Consider the following 18817-nt stretch of genomic DNA (forward strand, 5'->3'; position numbering starts at 1 on the left):
GGTCAGCACAGCACGCGCAGCGCTCCGGGCAGGACTCTGAGCGTCACGGGGAGAAGGGCGTCGACCTCGCCGTCCGCACCGTAGGGGACTTCACGGTCGGCGGTGACATGAATCTCCCGGCCCCGCTCCACCCGTACCTGGGGCCGGTGGACGTGGGCGCCCGTCCTCAGGTCGTTCATCAGGGCGAAGAACAGGCGCCGGGGCGCGTCCTCGATCATCACGATGTCCAGCAGCCCGTCGTCCACCCGGGCGTCGGGCGCGATGACCCGGCCGGAGCCGTAGTAGCCGGAGTTGGCGGCCACCACGGTGTAGCCGGTGTGCGCGTGCTCCTCGCCGTCGATCGTGACCCGGTAGCGGGCCGGCCGCCAGGTGGCGGCCGCCCGCAGTCCGCCGGCGTAGTAGGAGGCGGCGCCCCGCAGCAGTCTGCTGCGGTTGGCGTGGCGGTTGGCGAGCGCGTCCACTCCGGCGTACACGCTGCCGAGGACGACGGTGCGGTCGTGGACGGCCGATTCGACCTCGATGGTGTCGACGTGCCGCGGTTCGCTCTCCAGCAGTATCCGGGCCAGGGCCGACGGTTCGGTGGGCAGTTCCAGGGCCCGTGCGAAGTCGTTGCCCCGGCCGGCCGGCACCAGGCCGAGCGTGGCACCGGTCCCGCTGAGGGCGCCGCCGACGCCTCCGGCGATGCCGTCCCCGCCGACGGCCAGCACCACCCGCCCCCGCTGCCCGGCGTCCCGGGCCAACTCCTGCGCGTGGGCCAGACTGCGGCTGTACTCCGTGTGCAGTTCGGCCCCGGCCTCCCGGAGCTGTCGCGCGAGGGCGAGCAGCGCGGCCGCTCCGGTGGATCCGCCCGCGGTGGGGTTGACGACGGCGGTGAACTGTCGCATCGGGTTGCCTCCGGGCGGGCCGACGGGATGGAGCGGGATGGTCCTCTGACGGATGACGGCGCTTCGGTTCAGTCGGCGGGCAGGAGGACGCCGGGGTTGAGCACTCCGGCGGGGTCCAGGCTCCGCTTCACCGCGCGCAGGGCGTCGGCGCCCAGCGGGCCGGCCTCGCGGACGTACCAGTCCCGGTGGTCGGTGCCGACACCGTGGTGGTGACTGATCGTGCCGCCGGCGGCGAGGATCGCCTCGTTCGCGGCGTGCTTGGCGCGCGTCCAGTGCGCCACCGGGTCGCCGTCGCCCTGTGCCGACACCACGGTGAAGTACAGGGAGGCGCCGTTCTCGTAGACGTGGGAGATGTGGCACATCACCAGGGGCGGGGTGCCGGCCTCGGTGAGCGTGGCGGTGAGCGCGTCGCGGACCGCGGTGTACAGCTCGGGGATCCGGGACCAGAACGTCGCGGTCTCCAGCGTCTCGGCCAGGGCCCCGGCGTCGAGCAGGGAGTCGCGCAGGTAGGGGGCCGAGTAGCGGCCGTGGGCCCAGCGGCGGCCGGGCTCCTCCCCCAGCGGTGTCCCACCGCACGCGCGCAGGACGGCCGCGGCCTTCTCCCTGCGGTACGCGGTGTCCTCCTCCGTGCCCTCGTAGCCGGCGACGGCCGTGCATCCGGCGGACTGCGGGGTGCCGGAGCCGATCGCGTCCGGTTGGGCGAGGCCGATCAGCGTCTCTGTCTCGTCGGACAGCCGCAGCACGGTGGGGCGCGGCCCGTCCTGGGCGAGGCGGCGCAGCGCGGCGGTGCCCTCCTCGAAGGAGTCGAACCGCCAGCCCTCGTGGACACGGGCCTGCGGGAGAGGACGGATCCGGACGGTCACCGACGTGATGACGCCGAAGGCCCCCTCGGATCCCAGGACGAGCTGGCGCAGGTCGGGCCCGGCCGCCGAGCGCGGGGCCCGGCCGGTGTCGAGGGTGCCTTCGGGGGTGGCGAGGGTGAGGGAGAGCACCATCTCGTCGAAGCGGCCGTACCCGGCGGACGCCTGGCCGCTGGAGCGGGTCGCGGCGAAGCCGCCGATGGTCGCCCACTCGTAGGACTGGGGGAAGTGGCCGAGGGTGAAGCCGTGCTCGGCGAGCAGCGCCTCGGCCTGCGGGGCGCGCAGGCCGGGTTGCAGGGTGGCGGTGCGGGAGACCGGGTCGAGGGCGAGCAGGGCGCCCATGCGCCGCAGGTCCAGGGCGACGAAGGTGCCCCGCCGACCGGGGGCGAGACCGCCGACCACGGAGGTGCCGCCGCCGAACGGCACCACGGACAGGCGCTGTTCGGCGCAGACGCGCAGGACGGCGAGCACCTCGTCGTGGTCGGCGGGGTACAGGACGGCCGCCGGGATGTCGGTGACGTCGCCGTGCCGGATCCGCAGCAGGTCGGGGGTGGACTTGCCGCGCGTGTGCCGGATCCGCGTCTCCGGGTCGGTACGCACATGGTCCTCACCGCCCAGCGCCTCGACCAGCGCGCGGTGCGCGGTGGACGCCAACCGGGGCTCGGGCACGGCCACTTCCTCGAGGGTCACCGGTCCGGCCGCGCACGGCTCGACGCCGAGCAGATCGCGCAACAGCCCGATCACCGTGTCGGGCAGCGGCGTCGCCCTGGCCGGGTCGCCCCAGCCGCTCCACAGCATGTCCATGACTGTCGTCCTCACCGGTCGGTTCGAGCGTCGATATGAGCGATGCCGTCGCCGACGGCCTCTCCAGTCGTTACACTGTTACACATGACGCCTATTCGTCACAACCGTTCGGACAACGACGCCGTGCTCGACGCGGTGCGCGACTGCGTTCTGGCCGTCGGGGTCCGCCGCACCACACTGACCGACGTGGCCCGCCGCGCCGGGGTCTCCCGGATGACGCTGTACCGACGATGGCCCGATGTGCGCTCGCTGGTCGGGGACCTCATGACCCGGGAATGGATCGACGTGGCCACCGGCGCCGTCCCCGAGCGCCGTCCGGACGTCACCAGCCGGGACCGCATGGTCGACGGACTGGTGGCGGGGGTGCGCGCCTTCGGCGGGCACCCGCTCTTCCGGAAGATCGTCGACGTGGATCCCGAACTGCTCTTGCCCTATGTGCTGGACCGTCGCGGAGCGAGCCAGGTGGCGTTGCTGGAACTGCTGGCCGACAACGTGCGCGAGGGGCACGCGGACGGATCGGTGCGCACCGGTCATCCCGAACGGCAGGCGCGGTCGGTACTCCTGATCGTCCAGTCCTTCACCCTGTCCCTGCGGACCATGACCGACGAGGACGACCCCGACCTCACTTCCGAGGCGCTCCTCGCGGAACTGCGCGACATCCTGGAGAGGACCCTCACACCATGAACGCCCTCACCGGACCGGCCTCCGCCTCGTCCCTGTCCGCCGGGCGCCGGGACCGTGAACTGACCGAGACCGTGGGCGGCCCGGCCGTCGACGTCCTGGTCGTCGGTCTCGGCGCCACCGGCGCCGGGACCGCTCTGGACGCCGCGGCCCGCGGTCTGAGCGTGGTGGCCCTCGACGCCCACGACCTGGCCTTCGGCACCTCCCGCTTCAGCAGCAAACTCATCCACGGCGGGCTGCGCTACCTCGCCTCCGCCCAACTGGACGTCGCCCACGAGAGCGCGGTCGAACGCGGGGTGCTGATGCAGCGCACCGCCCCCCATCTGGTGCACGCCCAGCCGTTCGTCCTGCCCCTCACCCCCCTGGTCTCCCGCGGTCAGGCCGCCCTGGCCCGCGCCGGTTTCCGGGCCGGGGACGCCCTGCGGCTGGCCGCCCGCACCGCGCGGGCGACTCTGCCGGCGCCGCGCCGGATCTCGGTGACCGAGACCCGTCACCTGGCCCCCGCCGTACGGGGCCACGGGCTGCGGGGCGGCCTGCTGTCGTGGGACGGCCGGCTCACCGACGACGCCCGCCTGGTGGCCGCCCTCGCCCGCACCGCCGCCGCACACGGGACGCGCGTCCTCACCCGGCTCCGGGCCCTGGAGCTGACCGCGTCCGGCGCCCGGGTCCGCGACGAACTCACCGGCGAGGAGGGCGAGATCCGCGCCCGCGCGGTGATCAACGCGTCCGGTGTCTGGGCCGGCGGTCTCGTCGACGGCATCCGGATCCGCCCCTCACGCGGAACCCACCTCGTGCTGCGCCCGGACAGCCTCGGCTCGCTCCCGGCCGGCCTGCACATCCCGATCCCCGGGGAGAACAACCGCTTCGTCCTCGTGCTGCCCCAGGACGACGGCCGGGTCTACGTCGGGCTCACCGACGAACCCGTGGACGGCGGCGTCCCCGAGGTCCCCGAGGCACCCGAGACGGACATCGGTTTCCTCCTGGACGTCCTGTGCTCCGTCCTGGACGTCCCGCTGCACCGGGACGACGTCGTCGGGGCCTTCGCCGGACTGCGCCCCCTGCTGGACACCACGGCGGCCGGCGCCGGCACGACGACGAGGACCGCCGACGTCTCACGACGGCACGCGGTCCTGACCTCGTCCGAAGGTGTCGTCACCGTCGTCGGCGGCAAGCTCACCACGTACCGGCGCATGGCCGAGGACGCCGTCGACACCGCCGTCCGCGTCCGCCGACTGCCGGCCGGCCCGTCCCGCACCGCGTCCCTCCCGCTCGTGGGCGCCGCGCCGCCGCACGTCCTCACCGGCCTGCCCGCACCCCGTCGCCTGGTGCGGCGCTACGGGACGGAGGCACCGGCCGTCCACGCCCTCGGCGCGCGGGACACCCGGCTGGGCGAGCCCGTGCTGCCCGGACACCCGGTCACCGGGGCCGAACTGCTGTGGGCCCTGCGGCACGAGGGAGCGCTCGACGAGAGCGATCTGCTCGACCGCCGCACCCGTATCGGTCTCGTCCCCGCCGACCGCGCGGCGGCGCTCCCCGCCGTACGCGAACTCCTGGACGGCGCTCTGCCGCAATGGAGTTGTTGAACGCCCCGTCCCGGGCGGGGACCGCCGTCAACTCCTGTGGACGCCGACCTCACGCAGGGAGTAGCCCCAGTCGGTCCCCCGGTCCAGGAACCGGAGGCGGACGTGGCGGGCCGGTTCCGGGGCGAAGCGGGCCGTGTCGAGGCCGCCGTCCCCCGAGACCGTGGACCAGGCGGTCCGCCAGTGCGAGCCGTCGGCGGAGAGCTCGACGCGGTACGAAGTCCCGTACGCACGCTCCCAGTCGAGCGTGACGCGTCCGACCTCCCGGGTGGCACCGAGGTCGATCCGGAGCCACTGGTCGTCGCTCCAGTCGCTGGCCCAGCGGGTGCCCCGGTCGCCGTCCACCGCCCGGCTGGGAGCGTAGCTGGTGAACGGGTTCCACTCGGTCGAACTGGCGGTCGCCGGGGCGTTCTTGGCGAGACTGACGTCCGCCCGGTGCTGCTCGGAGGCGCCCCAGGTGCCGAGGTAGGACTCGGCGCCCCGGAAGAGGTCGTCCACCACGTCCTGGCCGCCGACGCGCCGGATGTCCTCGATCCAGTCGGGGACGAGTCCGTGGTGCGCGGCTCCGTCGGTGTTCAGGTCCCAGGTGCGCTCGCCGGTGGTCTGCCGGTCGATGACGGACCCGCCGTCCACGCTGCGGAAGGGATACGTGACGGGGTGGGGCGCGTCGGCGCCGCGCGGAGCGGGCCAGCCGCCGACGCCGTTCATGTCGGTGCCGTAGCCGTAGCCCGCGCCGTACTCGTCGCGCACCGCCTCCGTGCGCCGCGCCTCCTCGACGAAGTCCTCGGAGCCGTGCATGTACTGGGCGACGAAGCCGCCTAGGCCGTAGACGCGCTCGGTCCAGTTCAGGTCCATCCAACTGTGCGAGGAGAGCACGCCGGGGTACGACTCGGCCTCGAAGAGGTCGAGCACCCTGCCGGTGGCCTTGACGCTCATGTGGTCGATCTCGAGCATCATGTTGCGTTTCATCATGCCGCGCACCGCGTACTCGCCGAGGTCCGTGAGGCCTCGTACGTTGCACCGGGCGTCCTCGTCGTAGGCGGGGACCTCGACGCCCGCGGGCAGTTCCTCCTCGGCTCCGGGCGCGGCGGCCAGGCCGACGGGGTTGTCGTGCTGGGGGCCCCTGCACTTCTCGGTCCGCCAGAAGGTGCCCGTCGACAGGAACTGCCCGACGTTGATGGCGGTGCCGAGCGCGCCCTCGTCGAAGCGCACCCCGCACAGGGCGTTGTCGAACTTGTGGCACAGGAACATGCTGCGCACGCCGAGGTCGTACAACTCGTCCAGCCCGGCGTCGATGTCGGCCTTGTCGCACTGGGCGATGTCCAGGACCTGCTTGCAGCCGAACGGCTCGGAGGTCTCCACGCCCAGGACGACCGCGAGCTTGCCCTGCTCGACGACCCGACGGGCCTGGGTGCTGTCGGTGACGATCCGGAACCAGCCCTTGCCCGCGCCGCCGTACATCCTGTCGATGTAGGCCTGCATGTCGTAGGTCAGCTTCGCCTGCAGCCGGATCGACGTCATCTCGTCGCAGCCGCGGTCCTTGAAGAAGTACACGGAGCAGATCACGCCGTTGGTGACCAGGTCGTTCACCAGGACCCGCTGCCCGCCGCGCCAGGCCCGCTCGATCCAGGCGTAGTAGTTCTGCTGGTGGGTCAGCGAGTCGTGGGCCGGCCAGTCCTCGAAGGTGGGCCAGCCGACGGGATCGTGTCTGCCGTCACCGCCGTTGGTGATGAAGTCGAAGATCGCGAGCGAGCCGTCGGGGTAGTGCTCGGGGCAGTCCTTGAGCGCGTCGGCGATCCCCTTCTCGGAGAAGGGCTTGCCGCAGATGAGCCGGCCGCCGAAGGCCTCGTCGGACATGATGTGGTTGTGCGCGTCGACGAACCCGCGGACCTCTCCGTGCGCGTCGGTACCGGTGAACGGCTCACCGGTGACGCCGATCCCGGAGTCCGGCGCCGGCCGCGTGGTCGGCTCCCACCAGTCGCCGTCGGCCGCGGAACTGGGCGTGGGGCCGAGGGACATCACGGTGAGCACGAGCAGAAGCAGCGCCGCGAGGGCGACTTGGCGGCGTCCACCGCCGTACCGGCGTCGAGCGGTGATCACGGCCCACGTCCCTCCGTCAGCGGCACGGCCGGCCCACCGGACGGCCCGGGCCGATGACCCGGACTCATCCGATTGTCATGACCGGTACAAAGTATGAGCCGAGCATGGCTACTGGCGCGTAGCGCGTCAAGAGGCCGGGACGAACGGCGGTGGAGCGGGCCCGGGGTCCCTTTTCCCCGGGCGCCGTTACGCCACAGCCGCCCATCGCCCGTGCCCGGTGGGGCGGGCGCCCCCGTCTGCTACCGCTCGGTCCCGGATTCGTAGCGCAGCGAGATGGAGCGCAGGACGTCCGCGGAGGACACGTCCGTGCGACCCGCGTCGTGCACTTCGGCGAGCTGCACGAAGGCGAAGGTCAGTGCGGAGGTGATGTGCACGATGGCGGGCCCCAGCTTCTCGGTGACGATCTCAGCCACCTCGCGGGCGTTCGCGTCGGCCGGCAACTGGATGTGCGGCAGCATCTCTTCGAGAAGCTTGGAGACGGCCCCGCTCCTCATCACCTCGGCGTCCGGGTTCTCTCGGAGTTGCCGCCGCATCTCGAGGGCCTCGGTGAGGATGCCGACGCCCCGCTGCATGATCTCGCGCTGCTCCATGGACACAGCCTAGGGTCTTTCCCGGCGCGCTCCGGTACTCGCGTTCCACCCGTCCGTACCCGGCCCCGCGGAAAAGGAGGCCACGGGTGTGGTGGTCGTGACAGTCGGCCTGGTGCCCCTGGTCACCCGTATCGGCATCAGCATGCTGTTCCTCATCTGTCCCCTGTCGGTCTGGGCGGCGCTGCGGTTCCAGTTGATCGGCAGCTCGCTGTGCGCGCTGTTCGCCTCCGTCATGGCCACCGTCGCGGCCACCGATCGTGCCGGGCCCTTCCAGGGCCTGTCGCGCGAGGAGGTGATGATCGATCTCCAGGTCTTCAACGGAGCGGTGGCCCTGACCTCGCTCCTCCCCTGTCCGCGGTGATCACCGGGCAGCGCGACACCAGACGTTCCGTGGAACGCGCGTGCCAGGAGCTGGTCGAGGTGCTGGAGCACCTCACCGCGGGCGAGAGCCCCCCTGACCGGCCGCTCCCGGACAAGGGCGGAACACAGCGGGCCGAGGTCGACCCGGACCGGGACGAACGCAGTACGGGCGAGTGGACCACGCGACGCGGCACGGGAGAGCGCGGCACCGGCTGGTCGAGCGGGCTGTGGCCCGGCTGCGGGGTGCGGGGCACGCTCCCCGCGGCAGCAGGGTGCCGGTCACGGCGCCGGTGATGAAGGCGGTGAAGATCCGGCCGAGTCCGAGACGTGTACGGCACCGACTCCCCGGCTCGCGTTCACCTGCTCAGTGACCCGGCGTCCCCCATGACGATCACCGGGTGTTGCGCGGGGTCGAGCGCCCGCAGGAGTTGTCTCATGTGCGGTTCCTCCAGGCTCACACAGCCCTGGGTGGGCCCTTGGTGGTCCACGTGCAGCCAGATGCCACCGCCCCGGTCGGCGCCGAGCGGCCGTGTCCGGTCGAGCGGCGAGGTGCCCGGGACGCGGTTGTAGTCGATCGCGATGACGTAGTCGAAGGAGCCGGCGAGCGGCTCCCCCATGAAGCCCGTGCCGCCGATGGCGAATCCCGATGACTCGTCGTACGGCAGCAGGGTGCCCGGGTCGGGCAGCAGGCCTCCCGCGTCGCTGAGGGTGAACACGCCGATCGGCGAGCGGAGGTCGCCCACCCGGTGGTCGTCGGTCCAGCCGTTGAGGGCGTTGCGGGCGGGCCACGGGGTGCCGGCCTTCCACCCCGAGGCGGTACGCCGGTACAGCACGGCCTCGGAGCGGTTCGCGTCCCTGCCCGTGCCGGTGACGACGACGGCCTGGCGGGTTTTCTCGGGGATCAGCGCCAGCGTCCGTGGGCCGAGACCGCCGAGCGGGGCGGGTGCCCCCGTGTCCGCGCCGGCCTCGGACCTGCCCTGTGTGGTGCTCCCGGCGCCGGGGGCTCCGTGCTTCGGCGATCCGGTCTCCGGCGGCCCGGCCACCGGTGGCCCGACCTTGGGCGTGGCGGCCGGGGAGGTGGCGGCCGTGGGCGCGGCGGCCGTCGGGGACTCCCGCGCCGTGCTGCCGCTGATCGCTCCGCAGCCGGTGAGGACCGCCGTCACCAGGAGCGCGACGGCCGACATCGGCAGCCGTCCGCGCACCCGGACGGGGCCGGCGGACCGTCGACCGCCCCGGGACGGAACTCGGGGCCGCCCGTGCTCCGGACCTTCGATCGATGAAGCCATGGGGATCGATGAAGCCATGGGGCTCAGCCTGACTTCGACTTCGTCAAAACGCCTCGCACCCCGCGCGAGTCCGGGCAACGTCCCCCATCTGCGTCGCTGCGGTCGGTCATGACCCGGTGAGGATCGCGACGATCGCCGCGCCCACGCCACTGGCCGCGCCCACCACCGCGGCGGCCACGCAGCGCACCCGCAGCTGCCGGTAGCGGTCCTCGTACTCACCCCGGAGCTCGGCCGCACGGTCGCAGATCCGGACGAGTGAGGCGCGGGAGGCCGCGATCCGCTCGGCGGTGTAGAGGTGCTCCACGTCCTCGCGCTGTGCGGTCGTCAACCACGGCAGTTGCTCGGTGAATCGGCCGGCCTGCCGCTGGGCGTCCTCGACCTCGGCCGCCCACAGCAGGTACCCCTCGAGTTGGTTGAGGCCTCGGGCGCTGTCCTGGATGGGGTTCACATGCTCCTCCACACGCTGGGCTGTGAGATCACTCCTGCCTGTCCCCGGGGGGCTGGATGGCGGAGGTCTCCGGACGGTTGACCTCCCGGTCGTACGCGGCGACCGCCGGGTGGTGCAGGTCGAAGGCCGGGGATTCACTGCGGACGCGGGGCAGGGTGAGGAAGTTGTGCCGCGGCGGCGGGCACGAGGTGGCCCACTCCAGGGAGCGGCCGTAGCCCCACGGGTCGTCGACCTCGATCTTCTCGCCGTACTTGGCCGTCTTCCAGACGTTGTAGAAGAACGGCAGCAGCGACAGGCCGAGCAGGAACGAGGCGATCGAGGAGACCGTGTTCAGCCCGGTGAACCCGTCGGCCGCCAGGTAGTCGACATAGCGGCGCGGCATGCCCTCGGCGCCCAGCCAGTGCTGGACCAGGAAGGTGCCGTGGAAGCCGATGAACAGCGTCCAGAAGGTGATCTTGCCGAGCCGCTCGTCGAGCATCTTGCCGGTGAACTTCGGCCACCAGAAGTGGAAGCCGGCGAACATCGCGAAGACCACGGTGCCGAACACCACGTAGTGGAAGTGCGCCACCACGAAGTACGAGTCGGTGACGTGGAAGTCCAGCGGCGGCGAGGCCAGGATGACCCCGGTCAGACCACCGAACAGGAAGGTGACCAGGAAGCCGACGGACCAGAGCATCGGGGTCTCGAAGCTCAGCGACCCCTTCCACATGGTGCCGATCCAGTTGAAGAACTTCACCCCGGTGGGGATGGCGATCAGGAAGGTCATGAAGGAGAAGAACGGCAGCAGCACCGCGCCGGTGGCGAACATGTGGTGCGCCCACACCGTCACCGACAGACCCGCGATCGCGATCGTCGCGCCGATCAGGCCCAGATAGCCGAAGATCGGCTTGCGGCTGAAGACCGGAATGACCTCACTGACGATGCCGAAGAACGGCAGCGCGATGATGTACACCTCGGGGTGACCGAAGAACCAGAACAGGTGCTGCCACAGCACCGGCCCGCCGTTGGCCGCCTCGAAGACCGTTGCGCCGAACTTCCGGTCGTACTCGAGCGTCAGGAGCGCGGCGGCCAGCACCGGGAAGGCGAGCAGGACCAGGACACCGGTGAGCAGCACGTTCCAGGTGAAGATCGGCATGCGGAACATGGTCATGCCGGGGGCGCGCATGCAGATGATCGTGGTGATGAAGTTGACCGAGCCCAGGATGGTACCGAAGCCCTGGAAGGCCAGACCCATGATCCACAGGTCGGAGCCGAGGCCCGGCGAGCGGACCGCGTTCGACAGCGGACTGTAGCCGGTCCAGCCGAAGCTGGCGGCCCCGTCCGGGGTGAGGAAACCGCTGATCGCGATCAGCGAGCCGAACAGGAAGAGCCAGTAGGCGAGCATGTTCAGCCGCGGGAAGGCGACGTCGGGGGCGCCGATCTGCAGCGGCATGATCCAGTTCGCGAATCCGACGAACAGCGGCGTCGCGAACATCAGCAGCATGACCGTGCCGTGCATCGTGAACGCCTGGTTGTATTGCTCGTTCGATACGATCTGCAGCCCCGGCCGGGCGAGTTCGGCGCGCAGGACCAACGCGAGGATGCCACCGAAAATAAAGAATCCGAATGCTGTCGTGAGATATAGCGTGCCGATGGTCTTATGATCAGTCGTGGTCAGCCATGCGACGACGACTTTCCCGGGGCGCCTTCGCCGGACCGGTAGTTCGTCCTCGTAAATGTCCGACTCGAGTGAGTCCGACGCACTGTGCACCGCCACTGTTCCGCTCCTTGCTCATAAGCCCAGAATCCCTCCGGCAGGATTCCGCAATCGCGGCCATAGTTGTAAGACCCGTACCCGGCCCGGCGCGTCGCGGTGTGTGCCGACCGGCCGGCGGCCCACGCGCCGGTCGGGACGACTCTCCAGGACTCCGGGACGAGCCGCCAGGTGACGGGGCCGTTCGGCGCAGCGGGCGTCACTGCTGTGGGTGGCCGACCTCCACCGGGTCGAACGTGATCCGGGTGCGGGCTCCGCCGTCGGCCCACCCCACCTCGATCGCTGCCCCGTCCACCCGGATCTCCCGGACCGCCTCCGACAAGGGCCCGGGGTCCGCCGCGGCGGTCAGGCTCGCCAGGCTGACGTGGACGGACGTGCCGCCGGCCCGGCCGGTCAGCCGTGGTACCCGCGCCCAGCGGGTGAAGGCCGTGCCCTGGGGAGCGCGGACCAGGACCGGGGCGGGACCGTCCCAGCCGTACAGGCCGTGCAGGGACGAGACCGGCGGCTCGTCGGGGCCGGTGGCCCAGCCGGTGTGGGTGACACGGGAGTCCACCGGCGCCCCCACCACCCGGTGCACCCTCGGCTCGTGGCGGCCGTGGGCCACCGTGACGCTCTCCATCCGCAGGCCCGGCACCATCGGCGGGCCGTCGCCGAACACCGGCTGGTGCCAGGAGGCCGCCCAGCCCCACCCCTCGCCGTGTCCGGCGCCCAGCGGGTGGACGCGGCGGCGGGCACTGGGACGGCCGCCGACCACCGCGGACAGATGGTTGTCGGCGATGTTCCCGATCGCGGTCGGACCGGTGCGGGTCGAGTAGGCCTGGCGCCCGTAGTGGGGGTCGTCCTCGGCCGCCGACTCCTCCTGGTGCGGGCTCACATGGTGGCTGCCGTGATGGTGCAGCCGGACGACTCCGTCGGCCCGGGTCGCCTGGACGAGCAGTCCGGGCGCGGGCAGGGCGAGCACGCGGTCGCGCTCCTCCGGGGGCAGTTCGAAGGGGACGCTCATGCGAGGAAGGACACCCTTTCGCGGCGTACGGGGTGGAGGAAGCCGTCGCCGGCGGCCCAGCGCGCGATCTCCAAGAGCGCAAGATCGGCCAGGCGGCGCAGCTCGTTGCCCTGGGAACCGGCGAGGTGGGGGGTGAGCAGCACGTGCTCGCAGTGCCACAACGGGTGGTCGGACGGCAGGACTTCGGGATCGGTGACGTCGAGCACGGCACGGATGCGGCCGGCCGGCACGGCGTCGGTGAGTGCGTCCTGGTCGACGACGGCACCGCGGCCGTGGCCGCCGGTGCGCGCAGCCGAGCGCCCCGGTCCCCGGGCCTGTCGGTGGGGCCGGTCCGCCGGGACCGGTGTCCGGGGCGCTCGGCGTCCACGTCGCGGCCTCCGCCAGCGGATGCTCCTCGGCGAGGCGGGCGCCGCACTCGTGGTCGGAGCAGACCGAGCCCCTCGCGTACAGGGCGCTGCCCGGCCGCGGCCGCCGCTCCATCAGCGCTGTGGGCACGTCCAGCGCGGCCGACCAGGAGGCCGACGGCGCCGTCCGCGAGGGCTCGCTCCGCCAAAAACCGTTCGGCGCCCGCCACAGGGGCGCGGTGCCGGCCGTCATGACGATCGCTCGGTCACCGCGGTCGGTCCGTCGCGGTCACCTCGACGGCGAGGTCGTTGTCGACGGTGTAGTAGGGGCGCAGGACGGCTCCGCCGACCGCGGACGCCGGGTAGACGCACACCGTCTTGCGGTCGGCCATGTCGTCGAGGAGCCGACTGATCCGGACCGACGGGGCGTCGGCGGCGGGCCGCAGGAAGGCGTCCCAGACCTGGTTGCCGGCCGCCGCGGCCGCCAGCTCCGCGAAGGGCACGGAGAAGTCGAACGCGTCGCCCTCGGCCCGCGGCCGGTAGCCGCGCACGGTGGTCCTGTCGCCCCGAAGCCGGAGCACCACCTCGGCGTCGTCGGTGAGTTCGGCGCCGTACAGACGCGCGCGGACCGTCATCGCACCGTCGGTGAGGTCGAGCCGGCCGGCCTCCGCGTGGGCGGTGCGCAGCCAGGCCCGGACCGCGAGGAAGCCGTCCTTCGTGGCGTAGGGCACCCGGACCGCCACCGGGGACGGCCCGACCCGGAGTGTTCCGTCGACGAGCGCGCGCAGGTCCCGCAGGCCGGGGCGCAGCCGCTCCCGTCCGGCGTCCGGCTCCCTCAGCAGATACGCGTCCCAGCGGCCCTCCGTGAGTTCCGGTCGCGGTGCGAGCACCGCCCGAACGTCTCCGTCGTCCCCGTGGGGTTCGAGGTCGAGGAAGTGCGCCGGCCGCTCCGGCCGGTTCTTCTTCGGCCGTGGTACCAGTGCCAGTCGAGGGCGGCCGGGCGATCGGAGCCGGAGGCGGAAGGTGATCCGGCCGTCGGTGTCGACGGTGCAGTGGGCGCGCAGGTCGTCCGTGTCCCGCCGGGTGCTCATCGGTGTCCCTTCCGAAGGGTGCGCAGCGCGTCGGACGCGGCGGCACGGGCGAGGTCGGCGGCGGCGTGGCCCCGACCGGCCAGGGCGCGGTGTGTGCGGCCGTCCTCCGGTGCGAGGCGCCGGCCTGCGCTTCGGGCCGTCACGGCTTCCCGGGCCAGGCGTTCCGCCTGCGCCACGACGGGGCCGGGTGCGTAACGGCGGGCGTTGTCGAGGGCCGCCCCGCCCATGCGGCGGCGCAGTTCGTCGTCGCGGACGAGGTCCAGCAGGGCCGCGCCGAGAGCGGTGGCGTCCCCGACCGGCACCAGTCTGCCGTCGACTCCGTCCTTGATGATCTCACCGGGTCCATAGGGGCAGTCGGTGCTGACGACGGGCAGTCCGCACCGCATCGCCTCGACGATCGTCATGCCGAACGACTCGAAGTCGGACGCGGCCACGCCGATCGAGCCCTTGACCCATTCCGCCTCCATGGGGGTCGCCGAGCCCATGAGGAAAACGTTGTTCCACAGGCCGAGCGACTCGATCAGGCGCCGCAGCCCGGCCTGTTCCACGCCCTTTCCGTAGATGCGCAGCTGCCAGTCCGGGTATTCGGCCGCGACCCGGGCGAACGCCTCGATGATCAGGTCGTACCGCTTCACGGGAGTCAGCCGACCGGCCGCGATCACCAGCTTGGCGGTGCCGTCCGCGGCGGGCAGCCCGGGGTCGGGGACGCTGTTCGGGAGGGCCTCCACCCGTACCCCGGGCAGCCGCATCTTGCGCCGGTAGGCGTCGGCGTCCGCCTCCGTGACGGTGGTGAGCACGTCGAGCCGCCGGTAGGCGCGGCGCAGGGCGGTGCGCAGTTTCGGCGGGTGGTTGTCGAGGGTCAGGTGTTCCTGACCGATGCGTACGACGTGCCGCGGGGCCTGGAGCGCGAGGTGCACGTTGAGTCCTGGCCGGGTCCCGATGACCACGTCGGCGTCGATGCCCTCCAGGCACTCGGCGATCCGCTGGTCGGTCAACTCGCTGTACTGGTGGTAGCGGTACTCGGCTGAGGGGAACACCTTCGCCGGTCTGCGGTGCCGGGGATCGTCCCGTTCCCGCCTGAGATCCACCAGGGCCCGCAGCCTCACTGCGGGGTGCGGGGTGAGGTGGGGGCGCTCCCGGTGCCGTAACACGGAGACGATCTCCACGTCGTGACGCTCGGCCAGTGCCTCCGCGAGGTTGAACGTGGTGGTGATCGTGCCTCCGATCCCGTAGGCGTTGTGGATCAGGAAAGAGATCTTCATGGCGGACTAGACCGCCTGAAGCGCTCGGAAGTTGTCTGTTGTTATTACTTTGTTGGTGTCGGTTTCGCCTCGTCACCGCTGCCGGGAAGGGCCGTCCGAAGGACTCGCGGCGCCGGGCGAGGTGATCCGCAGGCCGGGGCGGCGCCGGTGCACGGTCAGATAGGTCAGTCCCTCGTCGCCGGCGGCGAGACTCCGCGTGGAGCCGTGCGGCAGCCAGATCAGGGTGCCCGCGCGCAGGGACTGCGTGCCGTCGGGCGCGGCCAGCGAGCCCTCGCCCGCCAGGACGAGCAGGAGGACGTCGAGATCGGGCTCGCGGTGGGTGTCGACCCGTCGGCCGGGCGGGATGCGTACGACATTGGCGTCGAGCTGCCGTCCCGGCTCCGCGAGCCGCCACAGGGCGCCGGCCGACGCGTCCTCGAGCGCCGCCAGCGCCGCGGTGTCGCACAGCGTCCGCGGCAGTGGGAGGTCGCCGTCGTGCTCGGTGGCGTCGTCGCCGTCTGCCGTCATCGGGTGTCACCGTCCTGTGCGCAGGGGACCTCTCAAATAGGAATCTAGCATGCACATTTAACGTGTCCGGACCCGTGACGCCGGTAGCGCAGCAGGCGCATCGCCGCGTCGTCGCCGGGCGGCCCGCCGGTGTGCCGGCCCAGGTCCTCGCGCAGTGCCTCCAGGGCCCGGTGCGTGTCGGGCTCCTCGAGCAGATACGTTCGCTCGCCCACCGGAGGCGGCTCGCGTCATGGGTGCGACATGTGCGTCCGGTGGGGCGAAAGGAGGAAGGAAAGTGCGAAAACGTCGGCCGCCGGGCCCCTGTTCTTCGGATTTTGCACTGTGCAATGATCCTGCAGGGGTCCTGGTGCGAGTCGGCTGTGGTGTCGTCGGCGGGCTCCCGCACCGGAGAGGAACGAACCGACGTGACCGCGCAGCGACCGGAGAACGGCGAGACGCCGGAGGGCGGGGACGGCACCCCGTCCCTGCCGGACGAGGTCTGGCAGCGGTTCCTCACGGACAACGAGCGTGCCATTCGCGCCTCCGCCCCCGTCGAACCCTCCGCGTCGCAGCGGGCGGCGGGGAGGCAGCCGCAGCCGGCCGGCGCCGCCGCCCGCTGCGACACGGAGGGGCAGGCGGACGACACCACGGCCTTCGTCGGTGACCTGTGGCACCCCGAGGACCCGTGGGAGGGGCCCTCGTGGCGGAGTCTGGACGGCAGGGCCAGAGTGCGCCGGGTCTGCCGGGTGATCGGCGCGGCCGCCGCGATCGCGGTGGCCCTGGGCGCCTGGTCCCTGCTGTCCACCGGGGCGGGCACACCGCGCCAGGGGCCCGGCGACACCGTGCTGCAGCAGTCGGAGGACATCCCCGCGGAGCTGCCCACGGCGACGTCGCCGCCGACCGGACTGGCCTCTCCTTCCCCGACCACGTCGGCGGTCCAAACGGGCTGACGCGTGGCCGGCCCCTCGGCACGAGGGACCGGCCACGCGGGACCGCTCAGCCGCCCAGCGCCGACAGGACCACCGTCCTGGCCTCCTCCTGCACCCGGCGGAGGTGGTCGGGGCCCTGGAAGGACTCGGCGTAGATCTTGTACACGTCCTCGGTGCCCGAAGGGCGGGCCGCGAACCAGGCGTTGGCCGTGGTCACCTTGATCCCTCCGATGGACGCGCCGTTCCCGGGGGCCTCGGTGAGCACCGCGGTGACCGTCTCCCCGGCAAGGGTGTCGGCGGTGACCTGCGCCGGGGAGAGCTCCGCCAGACGGGCCTTCTCCTCCCTGGTCGCCGGGGCGTCGATCCGCTCGTAGGCGGGCTCGCCGAAGCGCGCGGTGAGAGCGGCGTAGTGCTCGGAGGGGGTCTTTCCGGTGACCGCCGTGATCTCGGAGGCGAGCAGCGCGAGGAGGATGCCGTCCTTGTCGGTGGTCCACACCGAACCGTCGCGGCGCAGGAAGGAGGCGCCGGCGGACTCCTCCCCGCCGAAGCCGAGGGTGCCGCCCGCCAGTCCGTCGACGAACCACTTGAAGCCGACGGGCACCTCGACCAGTTCGCGCTTCAGGTCGGCGGCGACGCGGTCGATCATCGCGGACGACACCAGCGTCTTGCCCACAGCGGCCCCGGACGGCCACTGCTCGCGGTGTGCGTAGAGGTAGTGGATGGCGGTGGCGAGGTAGTGGTTGGGGTTCATCAGGCCGGCGTCCGGGGTGACGATGCCGTGCCGATCGGCGTCCGCGTCGTTGCCGGTGGCGATGTCGAAGCGGTCCCGCTGCGCGATGAGGGAGGCCATGGCGTGCGGCGAGGAGCAGTCCATGCGGATCCTGCCGTCCCAGTCCAGGGTCATGAACCGCCATGTGGGGTCGGTGAGCGGGTTGACCACGGTGAGGTCCAGGCCGTGCTGTTCGGCGATGCGGCCCCAGTAGGCGACGGACGCCCCGCCCAGCGGGTCGGCGCCGATCCGGACGCCGGCCGCCCGGATCGCGTCCAGGTCCAGCACACTGGGCAGATCGGCGACGTACGCCCCCAGGAAGTCGTGGCGGCCGGTGCCGGGGGCGGCCAGGGCACGGGCGTAAGGGATGCGCCGGACGTCCTTCAGACCGCCGCGGATCAGGGCGTTCGCCCGGTCCTGGATCCAGGTGGTCGCCTCGGAGCCGGCGGGACCGCCGCTGGGCGGGTTGTACTTGAAACCGCCGTCGGCCGGCGGGTTGTGGGAGGGAGTGACGACGACGCCGTCGGCGAGGCCCGCGGTGCGGCCCCGGTTGTGGGTGAGGATCGCGTGCGAGACCGCGGGGGTGGGCGTGTATCCGTCGGCGCTGTCGATGAGCACGGTGACGCCGTTGGCCGCGAACACCTCCAGGGCGGTGACCCTGGCCGGCTCGGAGAGCGCGTGGGTGTCGGCGCCCAGGAAGAGCGGGCCGTCGGTGCCCTGCCCCGCACGGTATTCGCAGATGGCCTGGCTGGTCGCGGCGATGTGGTCCTCGTTGAACGCGCCCGCCAGGGACGAGCCGCGGTGCCCGGACGTCCCGAACGCGACGCGCTGCCCGGCCTCCTCCGGATCCGGACGCACGGCGAAGTACGCCGTGACCAGCCGAGCGACGTCGACGAGATCCTCGGGGCCGGCCGGACCGCCCGCTCTCTCGTGCTGCATGTGCCCACTCCTTGGCAGGGTTGAATGTGCGCTTGCGGACACATCCTTCCCCTTCGGGGCCGCACCGCGCGAGTGGAACCGCCCCGGGTCAGATGCGTCCGCCGGTCATCCGCGTGAGAGGACCCTGGGTGTGGCGCCCCGCACGGCGGCCCACCGCGTAGGACGCGGCGCTCAGTACGGTCAGGCCGGCGCCGACACCGGCGGCGACGAGCTTGCGGTTCGACAGGACCGTCCAGGCGGTCGCCGCGGTGGCGGCGACCTGACCCGAGGTGGCGACGACCGCCCTGCGGCCCGCCTCGACTCCCCTGGCCGCGCTCTGCACGGCGCCGTTCGCCGCTTCGGCCGCCCGCTCCGCGCCCGACTTGGCCGCTGACGCCGCGTCACCGGCCTTGCCGGCGGCGTCGGAGGCCGCCCGCTCGGCGGGGGCGGTCGCCTTCTCCGTGACGTTCTGTGCCTTGGACGCGGCGGTCCGGGTGGAGATGGTCTTCTGATTCGGGCTCTTGTTCTGTTCACTCATGGAAACCGACTTGCCGCTGAGTCCCGCGGCAAACCCGCCCGGTCGCCCGGACCGGTCTGCGCGGTGTGGTGAGGCCGCAGGCCGAGCAGCGCCGGGAGGCTCCGGCAGCGGGGACCTTGACCAGGGTGCCG

The 18817-nt window shown here is 72.3% G+C and carries 16 protein-coding genes and 3 pseudogenes; 4 read left to right on the forward strand and 15 right to left on the reverse strand.

What is annotated here, in order from left to right:
- Positions 1-2: 2 nt before the first annotated feature.
- Together JL475_RS20085 and JL475_RS20090 are read right to left on the reverse strand one after the other, a co-directional pair.
- The gene (locus tag JL475_RS20085; protein ID WP_202279176.1) at positions 3-884 is read right to left on the reverse strand and encodes a YegS/Rv2252/BmrU family lipid kinase; all 882 of its coding nucleotides are present in this window, start codon (positions 882-884) and stop codon (positions 3-5) included.
- Positions 885-952: 68 nt separating this feature from the next.
- The gene (locus JL475_RS20090; RefSeq protein WP_202279177.1) at positions 953-2548 is read right to left on the reverse strand and encodes an FAD-binding oxidoreductase; all 1596 of its coding nucleotides are present in this window, start codon (positions 2546-2548) and stop codon (positions 953-955) included.
- Positions 2549-2632: 84 nt separating this feature from the next.
- On the opposite strand from JL475_RS20090, the gene JL475_RS20095 reads away from it, so the two are divergent.
- Positions 2633-3232 carry a TetR/AcrR family transcriptional regulator gene (locus tag JL475_RS20095; RefSeq protein ID WP_109381103.1) on the forward strand — a complete coding sequence of 200 codons (600 nt, stop codon included), beginning with the start codon at positions 2633-2635 and terminating at the stop codon, positions 3230-3232.
- Positions 3229-4812, forward strand: coding sequence for a glycerol-3-phosphate dehydrogenase/oxidase (locus tag JL475_RS20100; RefSeq protein ID WP_202279178.1), 1584 nt, complete (start codon positions 3229-3231; stop codon positions 4810-4812). Before JL475_RS20095 ends, JL475_RS20100 begins: the two co-directional genes overlap by 4 nt.
- Positions 4813-4839: 27 nt before the next feature.
- On the opposite strand, the gene JL475_RS20105 is transcribed toward JL475_RS20100, so the two are convergent.
- Positions 4840-6828 carry a discoidin domain-containing protein gene (locus tag JL475_RS20105; RefSeq protein WP_202279192.1) on the reverse strand — a complete coding sequence of 663 codons (1989 nt, stop codon included), beginning with the start codon at positions 6826-6828 and terminating at the stop codon, positions 4840-4842.
- Between the two features lie 320 nt (positions 6829-7148).
- The gene (locus JL475_RS20110) at positions 7149-7499 is read right to left on the reverse strand and encodes a hypothetical protein (RefSeq protein ID WP_109381155.1); all 351 of its coding nucleotides are present in this window, start codon (positions 7497-7499) and stop codon (positions 7149-7151) included.
- A 73-nt stretch (positions 7500-7572) separates the two neighbouring features.
- Between JL475_RS20110 and JL475_RS20115 the strand changes: the two are divergent.
- Positions 7573-7961 (forward strand): annotated as a pseudogene (locus JL475_RS20115) (MASE1 domain-containing protein); the annotation flags it as partial.
- A 254-nt stretch (positions 7962-8215) separates the two neighbouring features.
- On the opposite strand, the gene JL475_RS20120 reads toward JL475_RS20115, so the two are convergent.
- The 9 genes and pseudogenes from JL475_RS20120 to JL475_RS20160 all read right to left on the reverse strand — a co-directional run bounded on the left by JL475_RS20120 (position 8216) and on the right by JL475_RS20160 (position 15765).
- Positions 8216-9043, reverse strand: coding sequence for a L,D-transpeptidase family protein (locus JL475_RS20120; protein ID WP_202279179.1), 828 nt, complete (start codon positions 9041-9043; stop codon positions 8216-8218).
- 208 nt (positions 9044-9251) lie between these two features.
- A complete protein-coding gene (locus JL475_RS20125; protein WP_202279180.1) occupies positions 9252-9593 on the reverse strand; it encodes a hypothetical protein in 342 nt (113 codons plus the stop codon).
- Between the two features lie 28 nt (positions 9594-9621).
- Entirely contained in the window at positions 9622-11349 is a 1728-nt protein-coding gene (gene ctaD, locus JL475_RS20130; protein WP_202279181.1) for a cytochrome c oxidase subunit I, read from the reverse strand.
- Between the two features lie 196 nt (positions 11350-11545).
- Positions 11546-12322: pseudogene (locus JL475_RS20135) on the reverse strand (hypothetical protein); the annotation flags it as partial.
- 23 nt (positions 12323-12345) lie between these two features.
- A pseudogene (locus JL475_RS20140) lies at positions 12346-12618 on the reverse strand (NAD(P)-dependent oxidoreductase); the annotation flags it as partial.
- 341 nt (positions 12619-12959) lie between these two features.
- The gene (locus JL475_RS20145) at positions 12960-13784 is read right to left on the reverse strand and encodes a transferase (RefSeq protein ID WP_202279182.1); all 825 of its coding nucleotides are present in this window, start codon (positions 13782-13784) and stop codon (positions 12960-12962) included.
- A complete protein-coding gene (locus JL475_RS20150) occupies positions 13781-15046 on the reverse strand; it encodes a glycosyltransferase family 4 protein (protein ID WP_202279183.1) in 1266 nt (421 codons plus the stop codon). The genes JL475_RS20145 and JL475_RS20150 overlap by 4 nt, the downstream gene beginning before the upstream one ends.
- Before the next feature lie 72 nt (positions 15047-15118).
- Entirely contained in the window at positions 15119-15553 is a 435-nt protein-coding gene (locus JL475_RS20155) for an AraC family ligand binding domain-containing protein (RefSeq protein ID WP_202279184.1), read from the reverse strand.
- 44 nt (positions 15554-15597) lie between these two features.
- Positions 15598-15765, reverse strand: a complete 168-nt coding sequence (locus tag JL475_RS20160) for a hypothetical protein (RefSeq protein ID WP_202279185.1) — start codon at positions 15763-15765, stop codon at positions 15598-15600.
- A 192-nt stretch (positions 15766-15957) separates the two neighbouring features.
- Between JL475_RS20160 and JL475_RS20165 the strand changes: the two genes are divergently transcribed.
- Positions 15958-16482, forward strand: a complete 525-nt coding sequence (locus tag JL475_RS20165) for a hypothetical protein (protein WP_202279186.1) — start codon at positions 15958-15960, stop codon at positions 16480-16482.
- A gap of 46 nt (positions 16483-16528) precedes the next feature.
- On the opposite strand, the gene pgm is transcribed toward JL475_RS20165, so the two are convergent.
- Positions 16529-18169, reverse strand: a complete 1641-nt coding sequence (gene pgm, locus JL475_RS20170) for a phosphoglucomutase (alpha-D-glucose-1,6-bisphosphate-dependent) (protein WP_202279187.1) — start codon at positions 18167-18169, stop codon at positions 16529-16531.
- An 88-nt stretch (positions 18170-18257) separates the two neighbouring features.
- Positions 18258-18686, reverse strand: coding sequence for a hypothetical protein (locus JL475_RS20175; protein WP_202279188.1), 429 nt, complete (start codon positions 18684-18686; stop codon positions 18258-18260).
- Positions 18687-18817 lie beyond the last annotated feature (131 nt).

Origin of the sequence: Streptomyces sp. M2CJ-2, from assembly GCF_016757295.1 — a bacterium.
Classification (GTDB): Bacteria; Actinomycetota; Actinomycetes; order Streptomycetales; family Streptomycetaceae; genus Streptomyces.